The 18,190-nt window shown below is 62.4% G+C and carries 19 protein-coding genes; 4 read left to right on the top strand and 15 right to left on the bottom strand.

Going from position 1 to position 18,190, the window contains the following annotated elements:
* Position 1 precedes the first annotated feature (1 nt).
* From SU48_RS05595 to SU48_RS05525, 15 genes are all read right to left on the bottom strand, one after another.
* On the bottom strand, positions 2 to 1,426 hold the full coding sequence (locus SU48_RS05595; RefSeq protein ID WP_064014392.1) for an NADH-quinone oxidoreductase subunit M: 1,425 nt from the start codon (positions 1,424 to 1,426) through the stop codon (positions 2 to 4).
* 178 nt (positions 1,427 to 1,604) lie between these two features.
* A complete protein-coding gene (gene nuoL, locus SU48_RS05590; RefSeq protein WP_064015868.1) occupies positions 1,605 to 3,521 on the bottom strand; it encodes an NADH-quinone oxidoreductase subunit L in 1,917 nt (638 codons plus the stop codon).
* 9 nt (positions 3,522 to 3,530) lie between these two features.
* On the bottom strand, positions 3,531 to 3,833 hold the full coding sequence (nuoK, locus tag SU48_RS05585; protein WP_064014391.1) for an NADH-quinone oxidoreductase subunit NuoK: 303 nt from the start codon (positions 3,831 to 3,833) through the stop codon (positions 3,531 to 3,533).
* A complete protein-coding gene (locus SU48_RS05580) occupies positions 3,833 to 4,477 on the bottom strand; it encodes an NADH-quinone oxidoreductase subunit J family protein (RefSeq protein WP_064014390.1) in 645 nt (214 codons plus the stop codon). The genes nuoK and SU48_RS05580 overlap by 1 nt, the downstream gene beginning before the upstream one ends.
* Entirely contained in the window at positions 4,474 to 5,013 is a 540-nt protein-coding gene (gene nuoI / locus SU48_RS05575; protein WP_019010036.1) for an NADH-quinone oxidoreductase subunit NuoI, read from the bottom strand. Before nuoI ends, SU48_RS05580 begins: the two co-directional genes overlap by 4 nt.
* A gap of 76 nt (positions 5,014 to 5,089) precedes the next feature.
* Complete coding sequence (gene nuoH, locus SU48_RS05570) at positions 5,090 to 6,262, bottom strand: NADH-quinone oxidoreductase subunit NuoH (protein ID WP_064014389.1); 1,173 nt, start codon at positions 6,260 to 6,262, stop codon at positions 5,090 to 5,092.
* Positions 6,262 to 8,472, bottom strand: a complete 2,211-nt coding sequence (gene nuoG / locus SU48_RS05565; protein ID WP_064014388.1) for an NADH-quinone oxidoreductase subunit NuoG — start codon at positions 8,470 to 8,472, stop codon at positions 6,262 to 6,264. The genes nuoH and nuoG overlap by 1 nt, the downstream gene beginning before the upstream one ends.
* Positions 8,469 to 9,809: an NADH-quinone oxidoreductase subunit NuoF gene (gene nuoF, locus SU48_RS05560; protein WP_064014387.1), complete on the bottom strand. Its 1,341-nt coding sequence runs from the start codon at positions 9,807 to 9,809 to the stop codon at positions 8,469 to 8,471. The genes nuoG and nuoF overlap by 4 nt, the downstream gene beginning before the upstream one ends.
* A complete protein-coding gene (gene nuoE / locus SU48_RS05555; protein WP_064014386.1) occupies positions 9,806 to 10,420 on the bottom strand; it encodes an NADH-quinone oxidoreductase subunit NuoE in 615 nt (204 codons plus the stop codon). Before nuoE ends, nuoF begins: the two co-directional genes overlap by 4 nt.
* Positions 10,417 to 10,881: a DinB family protein gene (locus tag SU48_RS05550; protein ID WP_197474688.1), complete on the bottom strand. Its 465-nt coding sequence runs from the start codon at positions 10,879 to 10,881 to the stop codon at positions 10,417 to 10,419. Before SU48_RS05550 ends, nuoE begins: the two co-directional genes overlap by 4 nt.
* A 23-nt stretch (positions 10,882 to 10,904) precedes the next feature.
* A complete protein-coding gene (gene nuoD, locus SU48_RS05545; RefSeq protein ID WP_082869684.1) occupies positions 10,905 to 12,140 on the bottom strand; it encodes an NADH dehydrogenase (quinone) subunit D in 1,236 nt (411 codons plus the stop codon).
* Positions 12,141 to 12,300: 160 nt separating this feature from the next.
* Positions 12,301 to 13,068 (bottom strand): NADH-quinone oxidoreductase subunit C, encoded by a 768-nt coding sequence (locus SU48_RS05540; RefSeq protein WP_331710204.1) that lies wholly within the window; start codon positions 13,066 to 13,068, stop codon positions 12,301 to 12,303.
* Between the two features lie 13 nt (positions 13,069 to 13,081).
* Positions 13,082 to 13,618 carry a NuoB/complex I 20 kDa subunit family protein gene (locus SU48_RS05535; protein WP_064014384.1) on the bottom strand — a complete coding sequence of 179 codons (537 nt, stop codon included), beginning with the start codon at positions 13,616 to 13,618 and terminating at the stop codon, positions 13,082 to 13,084.
* A 151-nt stretch (positions 13,619 to 13,769) separates the two neighbouring features.
* Positions 13,770 to 14,105 (bottom strand): NADH-quinone oxidoreductase subunit A, encoded by a 336-nt coding sequence (locus SU48_RS05530; protein WP_064014383.1) that lies wholly within the window; start codon positions 14,103 to 14,105, stop codon positions 13,770 to 13,772.
* A 432-nt stretch (positions 14,106 to 14,537) separates the two neighbouring features.
* Complete coding sequence (locus SU48_RS05525; RefSeq protein ID WP_064014382.1) at positions 14,538 to 14,996, bottom strand: hypothetical protein; 459 nt, start codon at positions 14,994 to 14,996, stop codon at positions 14,538 to 14,540.
* A 76-nt stretch (positions 14,997 to 15,072) separates the two neighbouring features.
* On the opposite strand from SU48_RS05525, the gene SU48_RS05520 reads away from it, so the two are divergent.
* From SU48_RS05520 to SU48_RS05505, 4 genes are all read left to right on the top strand, one after another.
* Positions 15,073 to 15,435 (top strand): carbohydrate kinase family protein, encoded by a 363-nt coding sequence (locus SU48_RS05520; RefSeq protein ID WP_064014381.1) that lies wholly within the window; start codon positions 15,073 to 15,075, stop codon positions 15,433 to 15,435.
* The gene (locus tag SU48_RS05515; protein ID WP_064014380.1) at positions 15,432 to 15,980 is read left to right on the top strand and encodes a carbohydrate kinase family protein; all 549 of its coding nucleotides are present in this window, start codon (positions 15,432 to 15,434) and stop codon (positions 15,978 to 15,980) included. Before SU48_RS05520 ends, SU48_RS05515 begins: the two co-directional genes overlap by 4 nt.
* 8 nt (positions 15,981 to 15,988) lie before the next feature.
* Positions 15,989 to 17,149, top strand: coding sequence for an acyl-CoA dehydrogenase family protein (locus SU48_RS05510; RefSeq protein WP_082869682.1), 1,161 nt, complete (start codon positions 15,989 to 15,991; stop codon positions 17,147 to 17,149).
* 126 nt (positions 17,150 to 17,275) lie between these two features.
* Positions 17,276 to 18,148 (top strand): SAM-dependent methyltransferase, encoded by an 873-nt coding sequence (locus SU48_RS05505; protein ID WP_064014379.1) that lies wholly within the window; start codon positions 17,276 to 17,278, stop codon positions 18,146 to 18,148.
* Positions 18,149 to 18,190: the final 42 nt, after the last annotated feature.

The raw sequence follows: 18,190 nt of genomic DNA, 5'->3' as shown, positions 1-18,190 counted from the left end.
TTTAGTTGGCTCCCAGCGCAGCAAGAACGGTTTTGACCGCTGGTTGGATCAGATTGATGGCCGGAGCCGAATACACGCCGAAGAAGAGGGCCACAGCCAGCGGCAGCCCCAGCACCAGCCATTCGGTACCGTGCAGGTCGGCCACTTTAATTCCACCCAGCGGGCGGCCTTGCCAAAACGTGGTCTGAAAGGCACTCAGGGCGTACACGGCGGCGGCAATGGTGGTCAGGCCCGCCACGAAGGTGATCCATGGCTGCACCTGATATGCGCCCAGCAGGATGCTGAATTCTCCGACGAATCCGGCAAACCCCGGCACGGCGATAGAGGCGAACCACAGCGCCATCGTGAGGCCGCCCAGTGCGCCCGCCTGATTCATCACGCCGCCCACACGGGTATCGAGGCTGCCGATGCGCTCCTGAAGCATCCCGACGGCCAGAAATAGCGCCCCGGTATACACGTTCTGGAAGGCGAGCAGGTACATGGCCCCGATGACGGCAGTTTCGTTGAGACTGAACACGCCCAGCGCCACGAACCCCATGTGAGACAGGCCCGCGTAGGCCAGCAGCCGTTTCCAGTTGGTTTGCCGGAAGGCGATCCACGCGGCGTACAGGGCCGTAAATGCGGCCAAGCCCATCAGGATCGGGCGCAACTGTTCGGAGGCGTCGGGGAACAGTTCTATGCCGAAGCGGAAGATGCCGTAACCGCCCACCTTGTACAGCGTGCCCATCAGATCGGGAATGCCGCTGTCGTGGTTTTGCTCGTGGAAATCGGGCAGCCACGCGTGCAGCGGCCAGAGCGGAAGCTTGACCGCCATCGCCGCGAGGAAGCCCAGATACAGCCACGTTTGCGCCGGGCCAGTGACCGTGTTGGCCGCCAAATCCACCAGCGCGAAGGTGGGGCTGCCGCCCAGCGACTTGATGCCGATAATGGACACCAGCATCAGCAGGCTGCCGAACAGCGTATACGCGCCGAACTTGACCAGCGCCCGCATCCGGTGGGATTTGCCATAGATGGCGAGCATCAGTAAGGCGGGCAACAGGGCGTCTTCGAAGAACACATAGAAGAGAATCAGGTCACGGGCGGCAAAAATGCCGATCAGACCGGTTTCCATCGCCAGAATCAGGGCCAGCATCGTGCCGGGATTGGCGACGCGCCGAGAGGCATACAGAATGGCGATCAGGGTCATGAAGGCCGTGACCAGCGCCAGTGTGAGGCTCACGCCGTCCAGCGCCACCGAGTAGGTGATGCCCAGCGACGGCACCCAGTTGATGCTGAACAGGTCTGCGCCGCCTGCCCGCCAGATGCCGATGCCGAGGCCCAGCGTGGCAGCGGCAAAGAATCCGGCGACTTCCTCGCGCCAGCGCACGGGCGTAATCAGCAGCAGCAGCGACCCCAGCAGCGGCAGGAAAATCATGAAGTGGATCATTGGGGGCCTCGGAAGGACAGTGAGTGGTGAGTGGTCAGTGGTGAGTGGGAAAAGACAGGAGCGGAAGGGACGGAAGGGCGTTGGAGGTTGTGGCGTGCGTCAAACACACACAGGCCAGAGAACAGTCGCATATCTTTTGACCTTCCCACTAACCACTCACCACTCACCACTACCCCTCTCACGCCCCACTTCCAATCGTCTTCAGTGCCCAGTAGCCCAGCATCAGCGCCGTGCCCAGCAGCATAGAGACCGCGTAGGCCCGCACGAAGCCGCTTTGCCAGCGGGTAAACAAGACGCCGGGAGCCGCCGCGTTGCGGGCAATGCCGCCCAGCACGCCGTCGGTGCCCCGGTCTACGCTGTCGAGTGCCCCGGCCAGAGCGCGGCTGGGGGCGCTGACGGTGTTGTCGTAGAGGGCGTCCAGATACAGCGCGTTGGTACTCAGTGCGCCCAAAGGCCCATCGGCGAGGCTGCGGCGGCGGTGTTCGGCGGCGGCCCACAGCAACCCGATGACGCCCGCAGCGACGGCCAGAGCGGTCAGCAGCCACTCGGTACTGACCGAAATTTCGTGCTCGTGCAGCGGAACGGCGCGGCCAATGTAATTGTCGAAGGCGTGGTTGCCGCCCAAAAAGGTGGGAATGTTCAGCAGACCGCCAAAGGTGGCGAGGGCGGCCAACACGCCCAGCGGAGCCTTCATCAACAAGTCGGCTTCGTGCGGGTGCGCCACATTCCCCCGGTAGTCACCGCGCCACACGAGGAAATACCAGCGCCCCATGTAGAAGGCGGTGAGCAGGGCCACGCCCAGCCCGATCACGTACAGCAGCGGACTCGCCTCGAAGGCAGAGGCCAGAATCGCATCTTTGGAAAAGAAGCCGCTCCAGATCGGAATGCCCGAAATAGCCAGCACGCCCGCCAGAGAAACGATGTGGGTAAAGGGCATGAATTTCCGCATCCCGCCCATCTGCCGCACGTCTTGCTGATCGTGCAGGGCGTGAATGACCGCGCCCGCCGCGAGAAACAGCAGGGCTTTGAAGAAGGCGTGGGTGAGCAGATGGAACACGCCCGCCGAGTACGCATGCAGGCCCACCGCCATGAACATGTAGCCCAGTTGCGACACGGTGGAATAGGCCAGAATCTTCTTGATGTCGTGCTGGTTGAGGGCTGAGAGCGCACCGTAGAGTGCCGTCAGGCCGCCGATCCAGGCCACCCACAGCGAGGCGTTGGGGGCCAGATCGTACAGGAAGTGGCTGCGAGCCACCAGATACACGCCCGCCGTGACCATCGTGGCCGCGTGAATCAGGGCCGATACCGGGGTGGGGCCAGCCATCGCGTCAGGAAGCCAAGTGGTGAGGGGCAACTGGCCGCTTTTGCCGATAGCGCCCACCAGCAGGAACAGGCAGGCCAGTTCTATTCCGGCCACTGCTACCCGCGTGGATTCGGCGCGTTCGGCCAGCTCGGGAATAGACAGCGTGCCGTACAGCTTGTAGATCAGGAACATGCCCAGCATGAAGCCCAAGTCGCCGATGCGGTTCATGATGAAGGCTTTGCGGGCAGCGTTGGAATTGCTGATGCCCTCGCGGTTGCTTTCATCGGCCAGTTGGGGATTGGTGGTGGCGGCGTGGCGTCCGGCGTACCAGAAGCCGATGAGGAGGTAAGACGCCGTGCCCACGCCTTCCCAGCCCACGAACATGAGGGGGTAGGAGTCGGCCAAGACCAGAATCAGCATCATCGCCACGAAGAAATTCAGGAACGCAAAAAAGCGCGTGAATTTGGGATCGTGGCTCATGTAGCTCAGGGAATAGACGTGAATCAGGAAGCCGACGCCCGTGATGATCAGGGCCATCAGGGCGCTCAGTTGATCGAGGTAAAAGCCGACGCTGAGGTTGGCATTCAGGGCCATATTGGGCAGCCACGTCCACAGAATTTCGTGGGAGGGCGTGTCAGTTTGGCCGAAAAAGCGCACCAACGCGACTAGAAAGCTGGCGAGAACCGCAGCCGAACCCAGCAGGCCGCCGGATTTGCCGGGAAACAGGCGCGGCAGGCAGATCAGCAGGGCGAAGCCGAGGAGCGGAAACAGCGGGAGAAGATAAAGGGGCACTGTCTGCACTCAGCCTTTGAGGGTGGCGAGATCATCCACGTTGGTGGTTTCCCGCTTGCGGAAGATGGCGATGATGATGGCGAGACCGATGGCGACTTCGGCGGCAGCCAAGGTCATGACGATGAACACGGCGGTTTGCCCGGTCAAGTCGCCCCACGAGCGGGCAAAGGCGACGAGGGCGATGTTGGCGGCGTTCAGCATCAGCTCTACGCTCAGGAACACCATGATGGCGGTGCGGCGGGTGAGGACGCCGATCATGCCGAGCGCGAACAGGAGGCCCGACAGCGCGATGTAATACGTGGTGGGAACCATCAGGCACGCCCCCTTTCTTCCAGTGTGGCTTCTTTCAGTACAGTTTGTTTGAGGGCCGCTTGTTGGTTCACCGCTTCAAAAATCAGGCCAGTCTCCGGAGACAGCACGCCAGCGGGTTCGGTGTCTGGCACGCCGTCCGGCTGGGGCACAGGCCGCTGCACCAGCGCCACTGCGCCCACGATAGCTACGAGCAGCAGCACACTGACTGCCTCGAACGGGAGCAAAAAGCGGGTGAGCAGCGTTTCGCCAATGGCGCCCGCTGTGCCGTCACGCAGAGCCGCCGCCGATTCGGTCAGGGGGCGGGGGTCTTCGTAAGTGAAGGCCAGCACCACGAAGGCCCCGGCCAGCAGCGTGCCGCCGATGCCCGCCAGTTCGCGCACTAAGGGCACCGGATCGCGCCCGGTCACGGGTTGGTTGGCATTGAGGAGCATGATGACGAACAGGAACAGCACCATGATGGCCCCGGCGTACACGATGACCTGTGTGGCCGCCAAGAATGAGGCGTTCATGGTGGCGAACAGACCGCCCACGCACAGCAACGTGGCGACAAGGCCAAGTGCGGCATGAACGGCGTTGCGGGCAGCAATTGTGATGACACCGCCCACGAGCGCCAGAGCGCCGAGAATGATGAACGCGAGCATCATTGAGGGTACGTCACCCCCTCCAATTCGGCTCTGGGGCCGCCTTCCACCTTGAAGCCGAGCCGCACCGGTTGACCTTTGCGGGCGGCTTCGCGGCGCTGGGGCAAGCTGCCTTCCACACCCACCAGCATGTCTTCTTTGGCATACACGAAGTCGCCGTAGCGGTAATCGGCCATCTCGAACTCGTTGCCCATGACCACCGCTCCGGTGGGGCAGGCTTCCTCACACATGCCGCAGAAGATGCAGCGCAGCATGTTGATCTCGTACACGCTGGCGTAGCGTTCGCCGGGGCTGGTGGGGTTGGCGGGGTCGTTTTCGGCGGCCTCCACGTATATGGCGTAGGCGGGGCAGGCGGCGGCGCATAGGCTACAGCCGATGCACTTTTCCAGGTTGGTGCCGGGGTGGCGGGTCAGCACATGCCGCCCACGAAAGCGGGGTTGCAGGGTGGCCCGCTGTTCGGGGTAGCTGACAGTCACGGGCTTTTGAAACAGTTTGCCGAGCGTGATGCCCATGCCCTTGGCGATCTCAAGGACGCCCATAGTTGCCTCCGGCAGTGAAACGAGTGAGTGATAAGGAAATGATTTGGAGTGGGCAGAAGACAGGCAAGATTAACATTCAGTCTCCCCCGGCAGGCCGCGCAGGACTCAGGTTTACGTCTTCGCGGCGAACGGTGGGAGCCGTCCACAGCACGCGCATCCGGTCACTGAAGCCGATGAGCAGGGCCACGCCCGTGACGCCCAACAGAATGAGGAGCCACACGCGCAGGCTGCCCGTTGTAAAGGCGATGATGGCCGCCGTGAGTACCGTGTTGGCGAGGGCTACAGGCAGCAGCAGCTTCCAGCCAAAGCGCATCAGTTGGTCGTAGCGCAGGCGGGGCAACGTGGCACGCACCCAGATGAACAGGAACAGGAACGCGGCGATCTTGGCGAACAGCCAGATGAAAGGCCAACTGGCGATGCCGGGGATCAGGCCCTCCAGGAACGCTGGCCCCCGGTAGCCGCCAAAAAACAGCGTTGCCATGACCGCCGAGGCCGTGATCATGTTCACGTATTCGGCCATCTGAAACAGTGCCCACTTGATCGCGCTGTACTCGGTCAGGTAGCCCGCCACGATTTCTTGTTCGGCTTCCGGCAGGTCGAAGGGGGTGCGGTTGGTTTCGGCAAACGAACTGATCAGGAACAGCACGAAGGCCGTGAGTTGAAACATGATCAGCCAGCCGCTGTTGGCCTGCCAGTTGGTGATGGCGTGAAAGGACGTGGAGCCGACGAGCATCAGCAGGCCGAGGACGCTGAGGCCCATGCCGAGTTCGTAGGAAATCATCTGGGCGCTGGAACGCAGGCCGCCCAGAATCGGGTATTTGCTGCCCGACGCCCAGCCGCCGAGGAAGATGCCGTACACGCCCATAGACGTGATCGCCAGCAACGCCAACAGTCCGGCGTCGAGGTTGTACACCCAAGGATCTGCCCCGAACAAGCTTCCGGCAGGGCCAGCAGGCAGGCCACCAAAGGCGGTTAGCGCACACCCGATGGCGATAATTGGTGCGAGAGTGTACACCAGCTTGTCGGCCAGCGTAACCGTCAGGTCTTCCTTAAAAATGCTCTTGATGGCGTCAGCGAGCGGCTGCAAGAGTCCCATCGGGCCGACGCGGTTTGGCCCCAGCCGAATCTGCATGCGGGCCAGCAGCCGCCGCTCGATCAGGGTCATGTAGGCGAAGGTGGTGAGCAGGCCGAGTGCCACGCCCACCCCCTTGAGCAGCGTAATCAGCAGTTGAATAATCCAATCCGGCATCAGTCGTCGCTCCCTGTGACCTGAGAATTGGTCAGCTGTGGGCCGCTTCCCGCCATCGGCAGTTCCCACTTGTTGTCCACCAGACTCTCTATGCGGTCAACCCAAGTGGCCTTCCACGGGTCAGGCTTGAGGGTCATGCGCTCCGTCCAGAGCTGCGGGCGGTGCGTTTGTCCGGTGGGCGCGGCGTACACGGGGCCGAGGGGGCGAATGGCTCCAGCTTCGGGCAGGTCGGTCACGTCTACACCGAGGCGGGTTTGCAGCAGGGCCTGTGCGGATTTGAGGCCACGAATGCGGGTGCGCAGGCCCAAGGCTTCGGCTAAGGCGGCCAGTGTGCGGGTCAGGTCAGCGGCCTCGCCCGCGTTCAGGGCGGCTTGTTGCAGAGGCAGGAGGCGGCCTTCGACGTTCACGGTGGTGCCGCGCTTTTCGTAGTTGGTGACGGCGGGCAACACCACGTCGGCAGCCTGCGCGGTGGCGGTCAGGTGCGTGTCGTGGACGATGGTGAAGCCACCCAAGCGCTGTCCGGTGGCGACGGGATCGAGGCGGGAAATGAAGGCCGCCCGCGTGTGATTGACGGCGGCATAGCCCTGCCCTCCACTGCGTGGCACGAGGTTCAGATGTGCGAGGCCCCGGCTGTTGGCGGCGGCTGGAATCGCCATGACTTTGGCCCCGGTGCGCGAAACGAGGTCGCTCAGTTGGGTGGCGAATGCACCCGCAGAAGCCCCGTTCAACACGTCTGCACCTAAGATCAGCACCGGATTCTGGGCACTGTTCAGCAGGTTCAGAGCGGCCCGTGCGCCTTCGGAATCGGGGCGAATGAGGGTCAGCAGGTCAACGTTGGCAGCCTGCACGAAGGTTCCGGCATTGCCCGACAAGCGGGAAGCCGAGCCGATGACGGCCAGCTTTTCCGGCTTCCGCGCAGGCCGTTCGACGAGGCGCAAGTCGGCAATGGCCGTGCCATGCGCGTATTCCGGGGGCAAGATGCCGCCGCGCAGCATTTCCAGCACCCGCAGTTCGACAATCGGGGCTTCTTCGCCCAAATCTGCACCCAGCACCACCACAGCGTCGGCAGTGGCAATGTCGTTCAGGGTGGCGTTAGAGGGGATTTCGGCGGGATAGCGGGGCCAGTGATCCACCGAATTCGTGCCTGTCAGTGCGGCCAAGGCTTCCAGCGCCGCGCCTTCTTCCAGCGTGGAGTCGGCGTGCAGGAACAGGGCAAGATCGGCGGTGTTCATGCCGCCCAAGCCTGCACGAATGGCGGCGATGGCTTCATCCCAGCCCGTTTCCACCAGTTCGCCGTTCACACGAATCAGCGGTTTGGTCAGCCGTGCTTCGGAGGCGAACACGTGCCCGAAGCGGCCCGCATCACAGATCCAAGCCTCGTTCACGTCACGGTTTTCGCGGGCCACCACGCGCTCCAGGCGGCCATTGCGGGCGTCGGCGGTAATCGAGCATCCGGCGGGGCAGAGGGTACAGGTGGTGGGCGTATGATCGTATTCCCAGTTGCGTCCCCGGAAGCGGGCCACGTTGTCCAGCAAAGCTCCCACCGGGCAAATGTCGGTGATGTTGCCCTGAAATCCGGTGGGCAGGCCGCCCTCTTCGGTGTCGATGAAAGTGTGCCCGCCGCGCTCGATAAAGTCCAGCACCTCTTGCCCCGGCACTTCCTCGAAATAGCGCACGCAGCGTTTGCAGTGAATGCAGCGCTCCTGATCCAAGATCACGAAGTCCGACAGGGGGTAATGCTTGTCGGCGTGGCGGCGGTCAAAGCCGAAGCGGCTCGCGCCGTAGCCGTACTCGAAGGCCCGGTCTTGCAGCTCGCACGCGCCGCCCTTATCGCAGGTGGGGCAGTCCAGCGGATGGTTCAGCAGCGTGAATTCCATCATGCCCGCCTGCGCCTTGGCCACCACATCGGACGTGGCGGCGGTGCGAATGTGCATGCCCTCGGTGGCCTGCATGGTGCAGGACGCCATCGGCTTGGGGAACCAGAAAATCTTGGGTGTGGCGGCGTCGCCCTCCCCTTCCATCACAAAGGAGCCGTCTGGGTTTTTGCGCGGGCTGCCCGATTCGATCAGGCACATCCGGCACGCGCCCACGGGCGACAGGTACGAGTGGGCGCAGAAAAACGGCACATCCTGCCCCGCGTGGAACACGGCGTCGATGGCCGAGGTTCCGGCGGGCAGTTCGACTTGGACGCCATCTATGGTGACTTTCATGCCTCTTTCCACCTTTTGCGCGGCCCATACAGCGGCGTTTGCGTATTCGCCAGCGCGTCATATTCTTCGCGGAACAGCTTGATGCTGCTCAGCACCGGGCCGAGGCAGGCATCCGCCAACGCGCAGAAGCTGCGCCCGCCGATGTTTTCGGACATATCGAGGATCAGTTGCACGTCGCCGGGTTGCCCATGCCCGCGCACCTGTTTCTCGTACATCCTGACCATCCAACTCGAAATCCCTTCACGGCAGGGCGTGCATTTGCCGCAGGATTCGTGGGCGTAAAAGCGCACCATGTTCCAAGTGGCGTTCACGATGCAGTCGGCCTTCGGAATAAGCGTGACGCCGCCCGTGCCCAACATGCTTCCGGCGGCGGCAATGGCTTCGTAATCCATCGGCGTGTCCAGCGTTTTGTCGTCGTAGGGCAGCATGGGGCAACTGGAACCGCCGGGAATCACGGCCTTGATCTCTTCCAGCGGGCCACCCGCCCAGTCGAAAATCAGTTCGCGGAAGGTGGTGCCCAGCGGCAACTCGTACACGCCGGGCCGCGCCACCGGGCCGCTGATCTGAAACAGCTTCATGCCTTTGCTCTTTTCGGTGCCCATGCCCGCGTGCCAGTCGGGGCCGAATTTCAGAATCTGGGTGGCGGCGCAGAAGGTTTCCACGTTGTTGATGGTGGTGGGCAGGCCGTACAGGCCAGCGGCAGCGGGAAACGGCGGCTTCAGGCGCGGATTGGCCCGCAGGCCCTCCAGCGAGTTCATCAGCGCGGTTTCTTCGCCGCAGATGTACGCGCCCGCGCCCCGGTGCAGGTGAATCTGGAAATCGAAGCCGCTGCCCAGAATGTTCTGGCCCAGCAGCCCGGCATCCCGCGCCTCGTGAATGGCGGCCCAGATGCGCTCGGCGGCGTGCACGTACTCGCCCCGGATGTAGATGTAGCCCACCGAGGCCCGCATCGCAAACGCGGCAATAATCATGCCCTCAATCAGTTGGTGCGGGTCTTCGGAGAGCAGGTAGCGGTCTTTGAAAGAACCGGGTTCGGACTCGTCGGCGTTGCAGATGATGTAGTGCGGCTTGCCGTCGTTGAGCGGCATGAACGACCACTTGAGGCCAGTGGCAAAGCCCGCGCCACCGCGTCCGCGCAGGCCGGATTTCTTGACTTCATCAATTACAGCGTCGTTGCCAATGGCGAAGGCCCGCGTGACGGCTTGGTAGCCCCCGTGCTGGCGGTAGTACTCCAGCGTCCAGCTTTGATCTTGGCCCACATGGGCATACAGCGTGGGTGCAAAGCGGGGGTCTTTGCCGCTGGTAATCGGCTTGGGCGGCGTCAGGGTGGCGGTCATGCGGTGCCTCCGGTCAGGGGAGAAAGACCGCCGATACTGGCCCCCACCATGTCTCCGTTTGCCAGCGTTTGCCGCCCCTCGGCGTTCACGGTCACGGGCACAGGGTTGTCGGGCGTGGGCGGCGCGTCGGCGTGCAGGGCGGCCAGAATGCGGGCGCACTTGCTGGGGGTCACGTTCTCGTAGTAGCCCTCATCACCAATCTGCATCATGGGGGCCGTACCGCAGGAGCCGAGGCATTCCACCTTCTGCACGCTGAATCGGCCATCGGGCGACACTTCGCCGGGTTGCACGTCCAGCGTCTCCACGAGGTGATCCCACAGTTCGTCGCTGCCCGCCAAGGAACACATCAGCGTAGAACAGACTTGAAGGTGGTATTTGCCTGTAGGCACCGTGTGGTACGTGGAATAAAAGCTCATGACGCTGCGAACTTCGGTGGCCGTCGTGCCGCACAGCGCGGCAATTTCGGTCATCTGAGGTTCGGACACGTAGCCGTAAGCGTTCTGGACTTCACGCAGCAAGGGCATGAGCGCCGAGCGGCGGCCCTGCGGCGAGGCCGGATAGCGGCTGAAAATGTCGGCCACGAGGGGTTGTTTATCTTCAAAATAGGTCATTCTTCTCCCCATAGCCCATACATTGCTTGGCGAATTTCAGGCCGTTTTCTGCCATTAATCCGCAAAACACTCATGATGGTTCCCCGATGATTGGCATCGTGCGCCAAAGTTCGGGCAAGAATCATGGCTGGATCGGCGTATCCTTCAAAGCTCCGGCCCTGTGCTTTGGCGGCTTGAACAGCCTGAAACGCAGCTTCATCACCGTCCAACAAAGATGTTTTGATGTCTTCCGGTTCGCTGATCAGCATTTGAATACTGCCGTCGTCACCGCGCTTCATGGTGGCGCGAGCATTTCCCATATGTTCGGGCGCAAGTTCCTTCAGCCATCCGTAGCGAAAATGAGCAATATGGGTCAGTTGATCCCGAATGCTTTCCCCGCCCAGGCCGTCCGTAAGGTTCCAGTCGTCCGGTTCCAGCCCATCAATCATTGCCGCATTGATGCGTCCGTTCGTTCGTACCATTCGCTCTATGGAATCCATCCCCGTCACCGATCCACATCCCCCAGCACGGGGTCAATCGTTGCGAGAATGGTGATCAGGTCAGCGAATTGGCTGCCCACGCAGGCATACTCCAGCGCCTGCAGATTCACGAAGCTGGGGGCGCGAATTTTCACTCGGTAGGGCATAGAACCGCCGTCCGACACGATGTAATAGCCCACCTCGCCGCGTGCGCTTTCTACGGGCACGTACACTTCGCCCACAGGCGGGTGAAAGCCCTCCGTGACCAGTTTGAAATGGTGGATGACCGCTTCCATGCTGGTTTCAAGCTCGTGGCGCGGCGGCAAGCTGATCTTGCGGTTCGGGTCTTTGACTGGCCCCGGCTTCAGCATTTTTAGCGCCTGCCGCACGATTTTGGCGCTCTCGCGGAATTCCATCAGGCGCAACTGGAAACGGGCGAGGCTGTCTCCGGCGGTGCTGACGGGCACATCGAATTGGTAGTTTTCGTAGCCGCAGTACGGGTTGGCCTTGCGGTGATCGAGGGCGACGCCACTGGCCCGCAGGTTCGGCCCGGTCAGGCCCAAATCCAGCGCCACATCACGCGGAATAACGCCGACGCCCGTCGCACGGTCTAGGAAAATCGGGTTCTTGGCAAACAGGTTCTCGTACTCGGTCACGCCCTTTTCAAACTGCTCCAGAAACACCGACACGCGGGCAGGCCAGTCTTCGGGAATATCGCGGGACAGGCCGCCCACGCGGAAATAGCCCTGATTCATGCGGTAGCCGCAGACCGACTCGAACAGGTCTTGCAGGGCTTCCTTTTCGCGGAAGGCGTAGAAAAACGGCGTCAACGCTCCCAAATCCAGCATCCCTGTGCCCACGAAGACCAGATGGCTGTGAATCCGGCCCAATTCGTGCAGGATGACCCGGACGATGGTGGCCCGCTCCGGCACCTCGGCTTGTAGCAGTTTTTCCACGCCCAGCACGTAGGCCAGCTCGTGCCCAAAGCAGTGCAGGTAGTCGGTGCGCGGCGCATAGGTCACGCCCTGCTGGTAGGTGCGGTTCTCGAAGGTTTTCTCGAAGCCCGTGTGCAGGTAGCCCATGTGCGGCGTCACCTTGATCACGTATTCGCCGTCCATGTCGACCACCAACCGCAATACGCCGTGCGTACTGGGATGCTGCGGCCCCACGTTCAGGCTCATGATCTCGGTGTGCATCAGTGCGCCCGAATTCTCGGTATCGCGCTCGATGGGGGCAAGCTTTTTAGACTGTGTGACCGTCATGGGGTTGCCTCCAGCGCGGGTCTAAGGGTCAAAGGGTCTGAGGGTCTAAGGTGCTGGGCCGCTAATGTCTGGGTCTGCTCTGTTCTTAGACACTGTGTGTATAAACGCTGTGACCCTTGACCCTTAGACGCCCTTCGCACGCTTCCACTGACCGCCCCGCTCACTTCGGCCCACCTTCCGGCATCACGGGCGGCATCCGGTCTTCGCCCTGGCCCCGGCGCAGCTCTCCCCGGTATCCGGTCAGGCCGCGTTGCTGCCCGCTCAGGCCTGCGCGGAAGGTGGCCGGGTCAAGGAAACGGCCCTCGCGGAACAGCGTCGGCGTTTCGCCCAACGGGAAATCCTTGCGGAGCGGGTGGCCTTCCAGATCGTCGGGCGTCAGGACTTTACGCAAATCGGGGTGACCCACAAACTCCACACCCATCAAGTCGTACACCTCGCGCTCTAAGTAGTTGGCCGCCTTCCAGACCGGATACAGGCTGTCCAGCGGTTCGCCGTCGTGCAACCACACGCGCAAGAACAGGCGGCGGTGGTCGTCGGGATGGTAAACGTTGTGCAGCACCGCAAAACGCTTGGGCCGCGGGCTGGTGTAGGCGCTGTAGTCGATGCCCACCGTGTCCATCAGCATGAAGCCGCGTGCTTTGAGCTGCATAGCAATGTCGCGCAGTTGCTCGGCGGGCACGATGGCGGTGGGTTCGGCAGCGTCGTCTTCGATGAGGCCCAGCGCGGCCATCAGCGGGGTCACGTCACGGGGATCGGCAGGATTGAGGCCCTGCGCGGCCAGCGAATGCCGCCCCACACTGGGGTCGTCTACGGGCACGGGCCGGATTTCCGCCACAGGCCGCACGGGTTGGCTCTGAGAACTCTGCATGCTGGCATTGCGTCCGGTCAGCTTTTCGCCGCTGCCAGAACCATCATTACCGCCCGTCACAGTCTTCCCCCCTTCACCGTGTCCACGCATCCACCATCGGCAACTGGTGGCCCAACTGGTCAAAGGCTTCGCCGCGCACTTTCTTCTGAAGCTGCATCACGGCGTAGATCAGAGCCTCGGGGCGAGGCGGGCAACCGGGCACGAAGATGTCGACGGGCACCACGCTGTCTACGTTTTGCACAATCGCGTAGTTGTTGAACATGCCGCCGCTGCTGGCGCACGCGCCCATGCTGATCACCCATTTGGGGTCGGGCATCTGGTCGTACACCCGCCGCATAATCGGGGCCATTTTTTTGCTGAGGCGTCCAGCCACGATCATCACGTCGGCCTGCCGGGGCGAGGCGCGGAACACCTCGGAGCCGAAGCGGGCCAGATCGTTGCGTCCATCGGTGCTGCTCATCATTTCGATGGCGCAGCAGGCGAGGCCGAAGGTGGCGGGCCACATGGAATTGCTGCGGCCCCACGCCACCAGTTTTTCTAGGCTGGAAAACAGGACGCCTTCGGATTCCAGTTCCTGCCAGTCGCGTTCGAACAGTTCTTTGAGTGGCATACATCTACCTCTGGCTTGCGTGTAAGGAGCTTGTCTAAGGGTCTAAAGGTCTGGGCCTGAGCATCAAGAGTGTGGGATTGCCAGAGCCGTGTGCTGTTCTCAGACTCTTAGACGTGTGTTACGCGGCGCAGCACTCACTGCCGGGCCGCCGTTACGCCCACTCCAGCACCCCTTTTCGCAGGATGTAGTAGTAGCCCACCAGCAGCAACAGCACGAAGGCCAGCGCCTCATAGAAGGCGAAGGGAATCAGCTTCTGATAGGCCACCGCCAGCGGGTAAAAGAAGGCGGTTTCGATGTCGAAGATGATGAACAACATGGCGACGAGGTAAAAATGAACCGGGAAGCGCTGGCCGGTGCCCACGCCGCCGCCTTCGGGATCGTTGCCGCTCTCGTAGGCCATCAGTTTGGCGCGGCTGGCTTTTTTCGGCCCCAGGATGGCGCTGACGATGACGGCCAGCACGCCAATTCCAACGGCGATCAGCAGCATGATGACAAAATTCGCGTATTCGATAAGACTGCCCTCCTAGCGCCCCAAACTCTCCCGTACTTCCTACAAGCTCGTGAAAAACAGCACGAGCAATAGGAAAAAAAGAGAGGGGCCAAACGAACTTGCCGTACAACCTGTGCGGAAATTAAGCTGTGGTACGCCCCTAGTTTTATCACGAACCTCGGCGGCTAGGGCGGAATAAAGGCACAAGTGGCTGCACGACTGGCCCCGCCAAGCAGACCACAAGAATGTCAGGCCGCATCCCCCAGAGTGGCAGGATGCGGCAGGTGTGGCGAGTCTAGGGTTATGGGCTATACGCCGTGAAACGCAGTGGTGTACTGCCGCTGATGTTCAGATTCTTTGAACCCGGTTGGAGCCAGAAGAACTCGGCCACCACGCCTTTCCCACTGACCATTGACAGCATTGTCCCCACTACAGATCGCCAAACTCCGTCACAGCCCGCGCCAGAGCGTCCGTCGTGGTGGCCTGATGCCCCGCCCACGCCAGCCAGAGCGTGTGCAGGGCGCGTTCGGCGGCCATCAGCGCGGCCTTGACGCCGGGGGTGGCTTCGTCGCCCGCTGCGGCGAGGGCCAAGGTCAGGTGCAATTTGGCGTGCAGATAGCGGTTTTGCTCGGTGCGGAAGCCGTCGTAGATGTACACCACGCCTTCCCAAACCGGAGCAAAGGACTGCCAGATCAGGTACGTCACGGCCTCATGGCTACCGATACACAGCTGCGCGGCGGGAATACCATCGGGCGTCAGCAGTTGGCGCTCGAAGCAGTGCTGAGCGGCCAACCCACTCACATCGCTGTCTACACTGGCACGAAAACGGGCCTGAATGACGCTGCGGGCGGAGTCTCTGGCCGTGGAGTCACGCGGAGTGTAGGACATAGTGAGCTTAGTATATTCTGTTTTGCGCTAAGTGTCATGGGGCAGGTGAGGGGCTAAGGCTGCGCTAGCCTGAGCCGTGTTCACTCCTCCTCCCCTGCGTGTGCTGGTGGCCGGGAATACTAATACGGAGCTTCATGTACAAACACCCATCTTGCCTCTGCCAGACGCTGAGAACACCACCTACCCGCACGACCTCACGCTGGGCGTCAGTGGGGTGGGGTTTAACGTGGCGCACGCTTTGGCACGTCTGGGGGCACAGATAAACCTGCTGACCTTTGCCGGAAGCGATCCTGCCGGAGAACTGGTTCGGATGACACTGACCCGCGCTGGCATTCGCCCCTGTGTGCAGGACGCGCTCGGTACGCCCCTGTCGCTGGTGCTGTCGGGGCCGAATGGCGGACGGCAGATTCACCGGGATTTGAAGGCACAGATGGCTTGAACGTTGACGCAGAGGCGTTCCGAGTAGAGTTAGCCGGGGCTGACGTAGCCGTGCTGACCAACGTGGGCTGGACGCGCCCGCTGTTGCCCGTAGCACGGACGGTGGGCGTGCAGATCGTGACGGATTTGCAGGCCACCCCCGGCCCAGCCCATCCCTATGACCAACCGTTTTTGGCCCATGCCGACGTACTTTTTCTCAGTGCCGAACGGCTGACCGTCCCGCCCCTAGACGCGCTGCGGGACTACCGCGAAAGGTCTGACCCGGCAGTGATCGTGATTTCGCTGGGGGCTGATGGAGCGCTGATGTCGGAACGGGGGCAGCCGCCGCACCATCAACCCGCCGTATTCACCCGCCCCATAATTTCTACCAACGGCGCGGGTGACGCTCTGCTCTCGGCTTTCGCTTGGGCCTATTTCAGTGGACAATCTACGCGGGAAGCGTTGCGGATGGCCTGCACCTTCGCCTCTTGGAAGTGTGGCGAGATGGGCGGCGCGGCAGGGCATCTGTCTGGAAAAGAACTGTCGGCGCTGTGCCTGACGGGATAGCTTGACCTGTGACAACTTGGCCTGCGACTGCGCCCACCCTCTCCCCCACCGCTCACCTGACCGCCGAGCAGCAAGCTGTAACGGTGCGGGCGGCGCAGGCCATAGCCCAACACGCCCAAGAGTGCGAAGCCGCGCAGGACGTGACCGGGGGCGCTGCCACAGCATTACGCCAAAGTGGATACACCCGCCTCACCCTACCCACCACTCAAGGCGGCTTGGGCGCGAGCCTGACGCAATTCGCGGCGGCACAGGCCACCTTGGGCGAGGCGGGCGCGGGGCTGGCCCTGATTCTGGCGATGCACGGGCATATCGTGGGCGCGGCATTCGGGGGACGTACCCTGCCGGATGACCTGCTCAAAGCGTTGGCCGACGCCAGCCTTGACGGAAAGCTAGTCAATGCGCTCGCCAGCGAACCGGAACTGGGCAGCCCTTCTCGTGGAGGCTTGCCCCGGACTGCCGCCACGCCCGATGAGATGGGTTGGCGTATTTCGGGCCGCAAAACATGGGCCACCGGAGCGCGGGCGCTGGACTTTGCGCTGGTGAACGCCGCCACACCGGACGGGCAAGTCGGGCGCTTTTGGGTAGACCTGAAAGCGGCGGGCGTGACGATAGAGCCGACGTGGACGGGCGCTTTGGCGTTGCGCGGCAGCGGCAGCCATGACGTAGTGTTTGACGGCGCAGCGGCCCGCTTGCATGCCCCTCCCAGCGGCGGGCATCCGGCCAGTGCGGCTTGGTTCTGGACAGCCATCGCCGCCACTTATTTGGGAGTCGGCTGGGCCGCCCTGCACGCGCTGACCGCCTATGCCCGCCAGCGTACCCCTACCGCGCTGGGTGCGCCGATTGCCACGCTGCCCCGCGTGCAGGAACAGGTGGGCCGAATTGCCGCCGAGCTGCACGCTGCCCGCGCCTTTTTATTCACCGCCACGCAGCAGTGGGACGCGCACCCGGACAGCACCTCCGTGCCCCTGATCGGGGCAGCCAAAGCCTACGCCACCAATGCCGCCGTAAACGCCACCGATGTGGCGGTGAGGACGGCGGGGGGCGCGGCCCTGACGCCTGCGCTGCCGCTGGAGCGCCTGCTCAGAGACGCCCGCGCTGGCCTGACGCACCCGCCGAGTGACGAGGCGGCTTATACGGCGTATGGACTGAGTGTGCTGGAGCAAAAGTAGGCCATCTGGCAGAGGTCAGAGGGGTTGGCATCCTTCAGACTCGGTGGATGAGAGATTGACTCCCAGCCCACGTTTTACCCGGAAGGGCAGCGTGGCCTGATCTACCCACCTTTGCCGCCCCTTGTCATGTGCGGGGTGAAGGCGTCGGGAGTCAATTCTAACGGCACTGGCCTCTGCTACTTGCTTTTCCAGTCGCTTGACCTGACTGACACCCTTGCGCCCGCGCTGGAGTTCGCCTTGAACGCCTTCGCTGAACTACCTGTTTTGGATCAATACACCCAACGCGCCTTTGATCGTCTCTCTGCTTGGGAGGATACGTGGGGGCCGGGGGGCGTCCCCCTCGCTTACACGCTCGCCACACTTTCCGGCCTACGCGCTGGGTCGCGTGTCCTGGATGCTGGCGGCGGCACAGGCGAGAGCGCTTGCTTTTTGGCAGCCCATTTCGGCTGGAACTTAACTTTATTAGACACTGACCCGGACGCCCTACAGATGGCCGCACACAAGATTAAAACGCGCGGGCTAACAGGCCGTGTCAACACTATTTTGGGGTCAATGGTCAATCCGCCTACGGGGTTGGGGCAATTTGACGGAGTAATCGTGCTGGACGCGCTAGAGATGTTGGAGGAAACGCGCCCACTGGCTGTACAACACTTGGCTGGGTTATTGCGAGGAGGCGGCGTGATGATGTTGGGTGAACCTATTCTGCTGCATGGACTAACCGACGCCCAACGTCGGACATCGCATGACGGCTCAGATTGGGCAGCCTGTTTTTGGCCGTTGGCAACGCACGCCCAAGCCATGACTTTTGCTGGCCTCACCGTCACTACTCTTGCCCCTCATCCCGATTCCGCCCGCCTCTGGGAAGCATTTGTTTCTCCGTGGTTCAGCTCAGATGGTGCATTGTTGCGGCCAGAGGTTCAATCTGTTGCTGAAGGCTGGAGGCGAGATGGTGGCAAAACAGTGGGGCTAGGTGTCATGGTGGGCCAAAAACCGGGCTGAGTTTGCTAAACGAATTGGCCTGAACCGCGCCCCCGCCCGCTC

Source organism: Deinococcus puniceus, assembly GCF_001644565.1.
In the GTDB taxonomy this organism is placed as follows: domain Bacteria; phylum Deinococcota; class Deinococci; order Deinococcales; family Deinococcaceae; genus Deinococcus; species Deinococcus puniceus.
The sequence above is the reverse complement of the archived record's forward strand: the minus strand, read 5'-3'. Positions and strand labels throughout refer to the sequence as shown.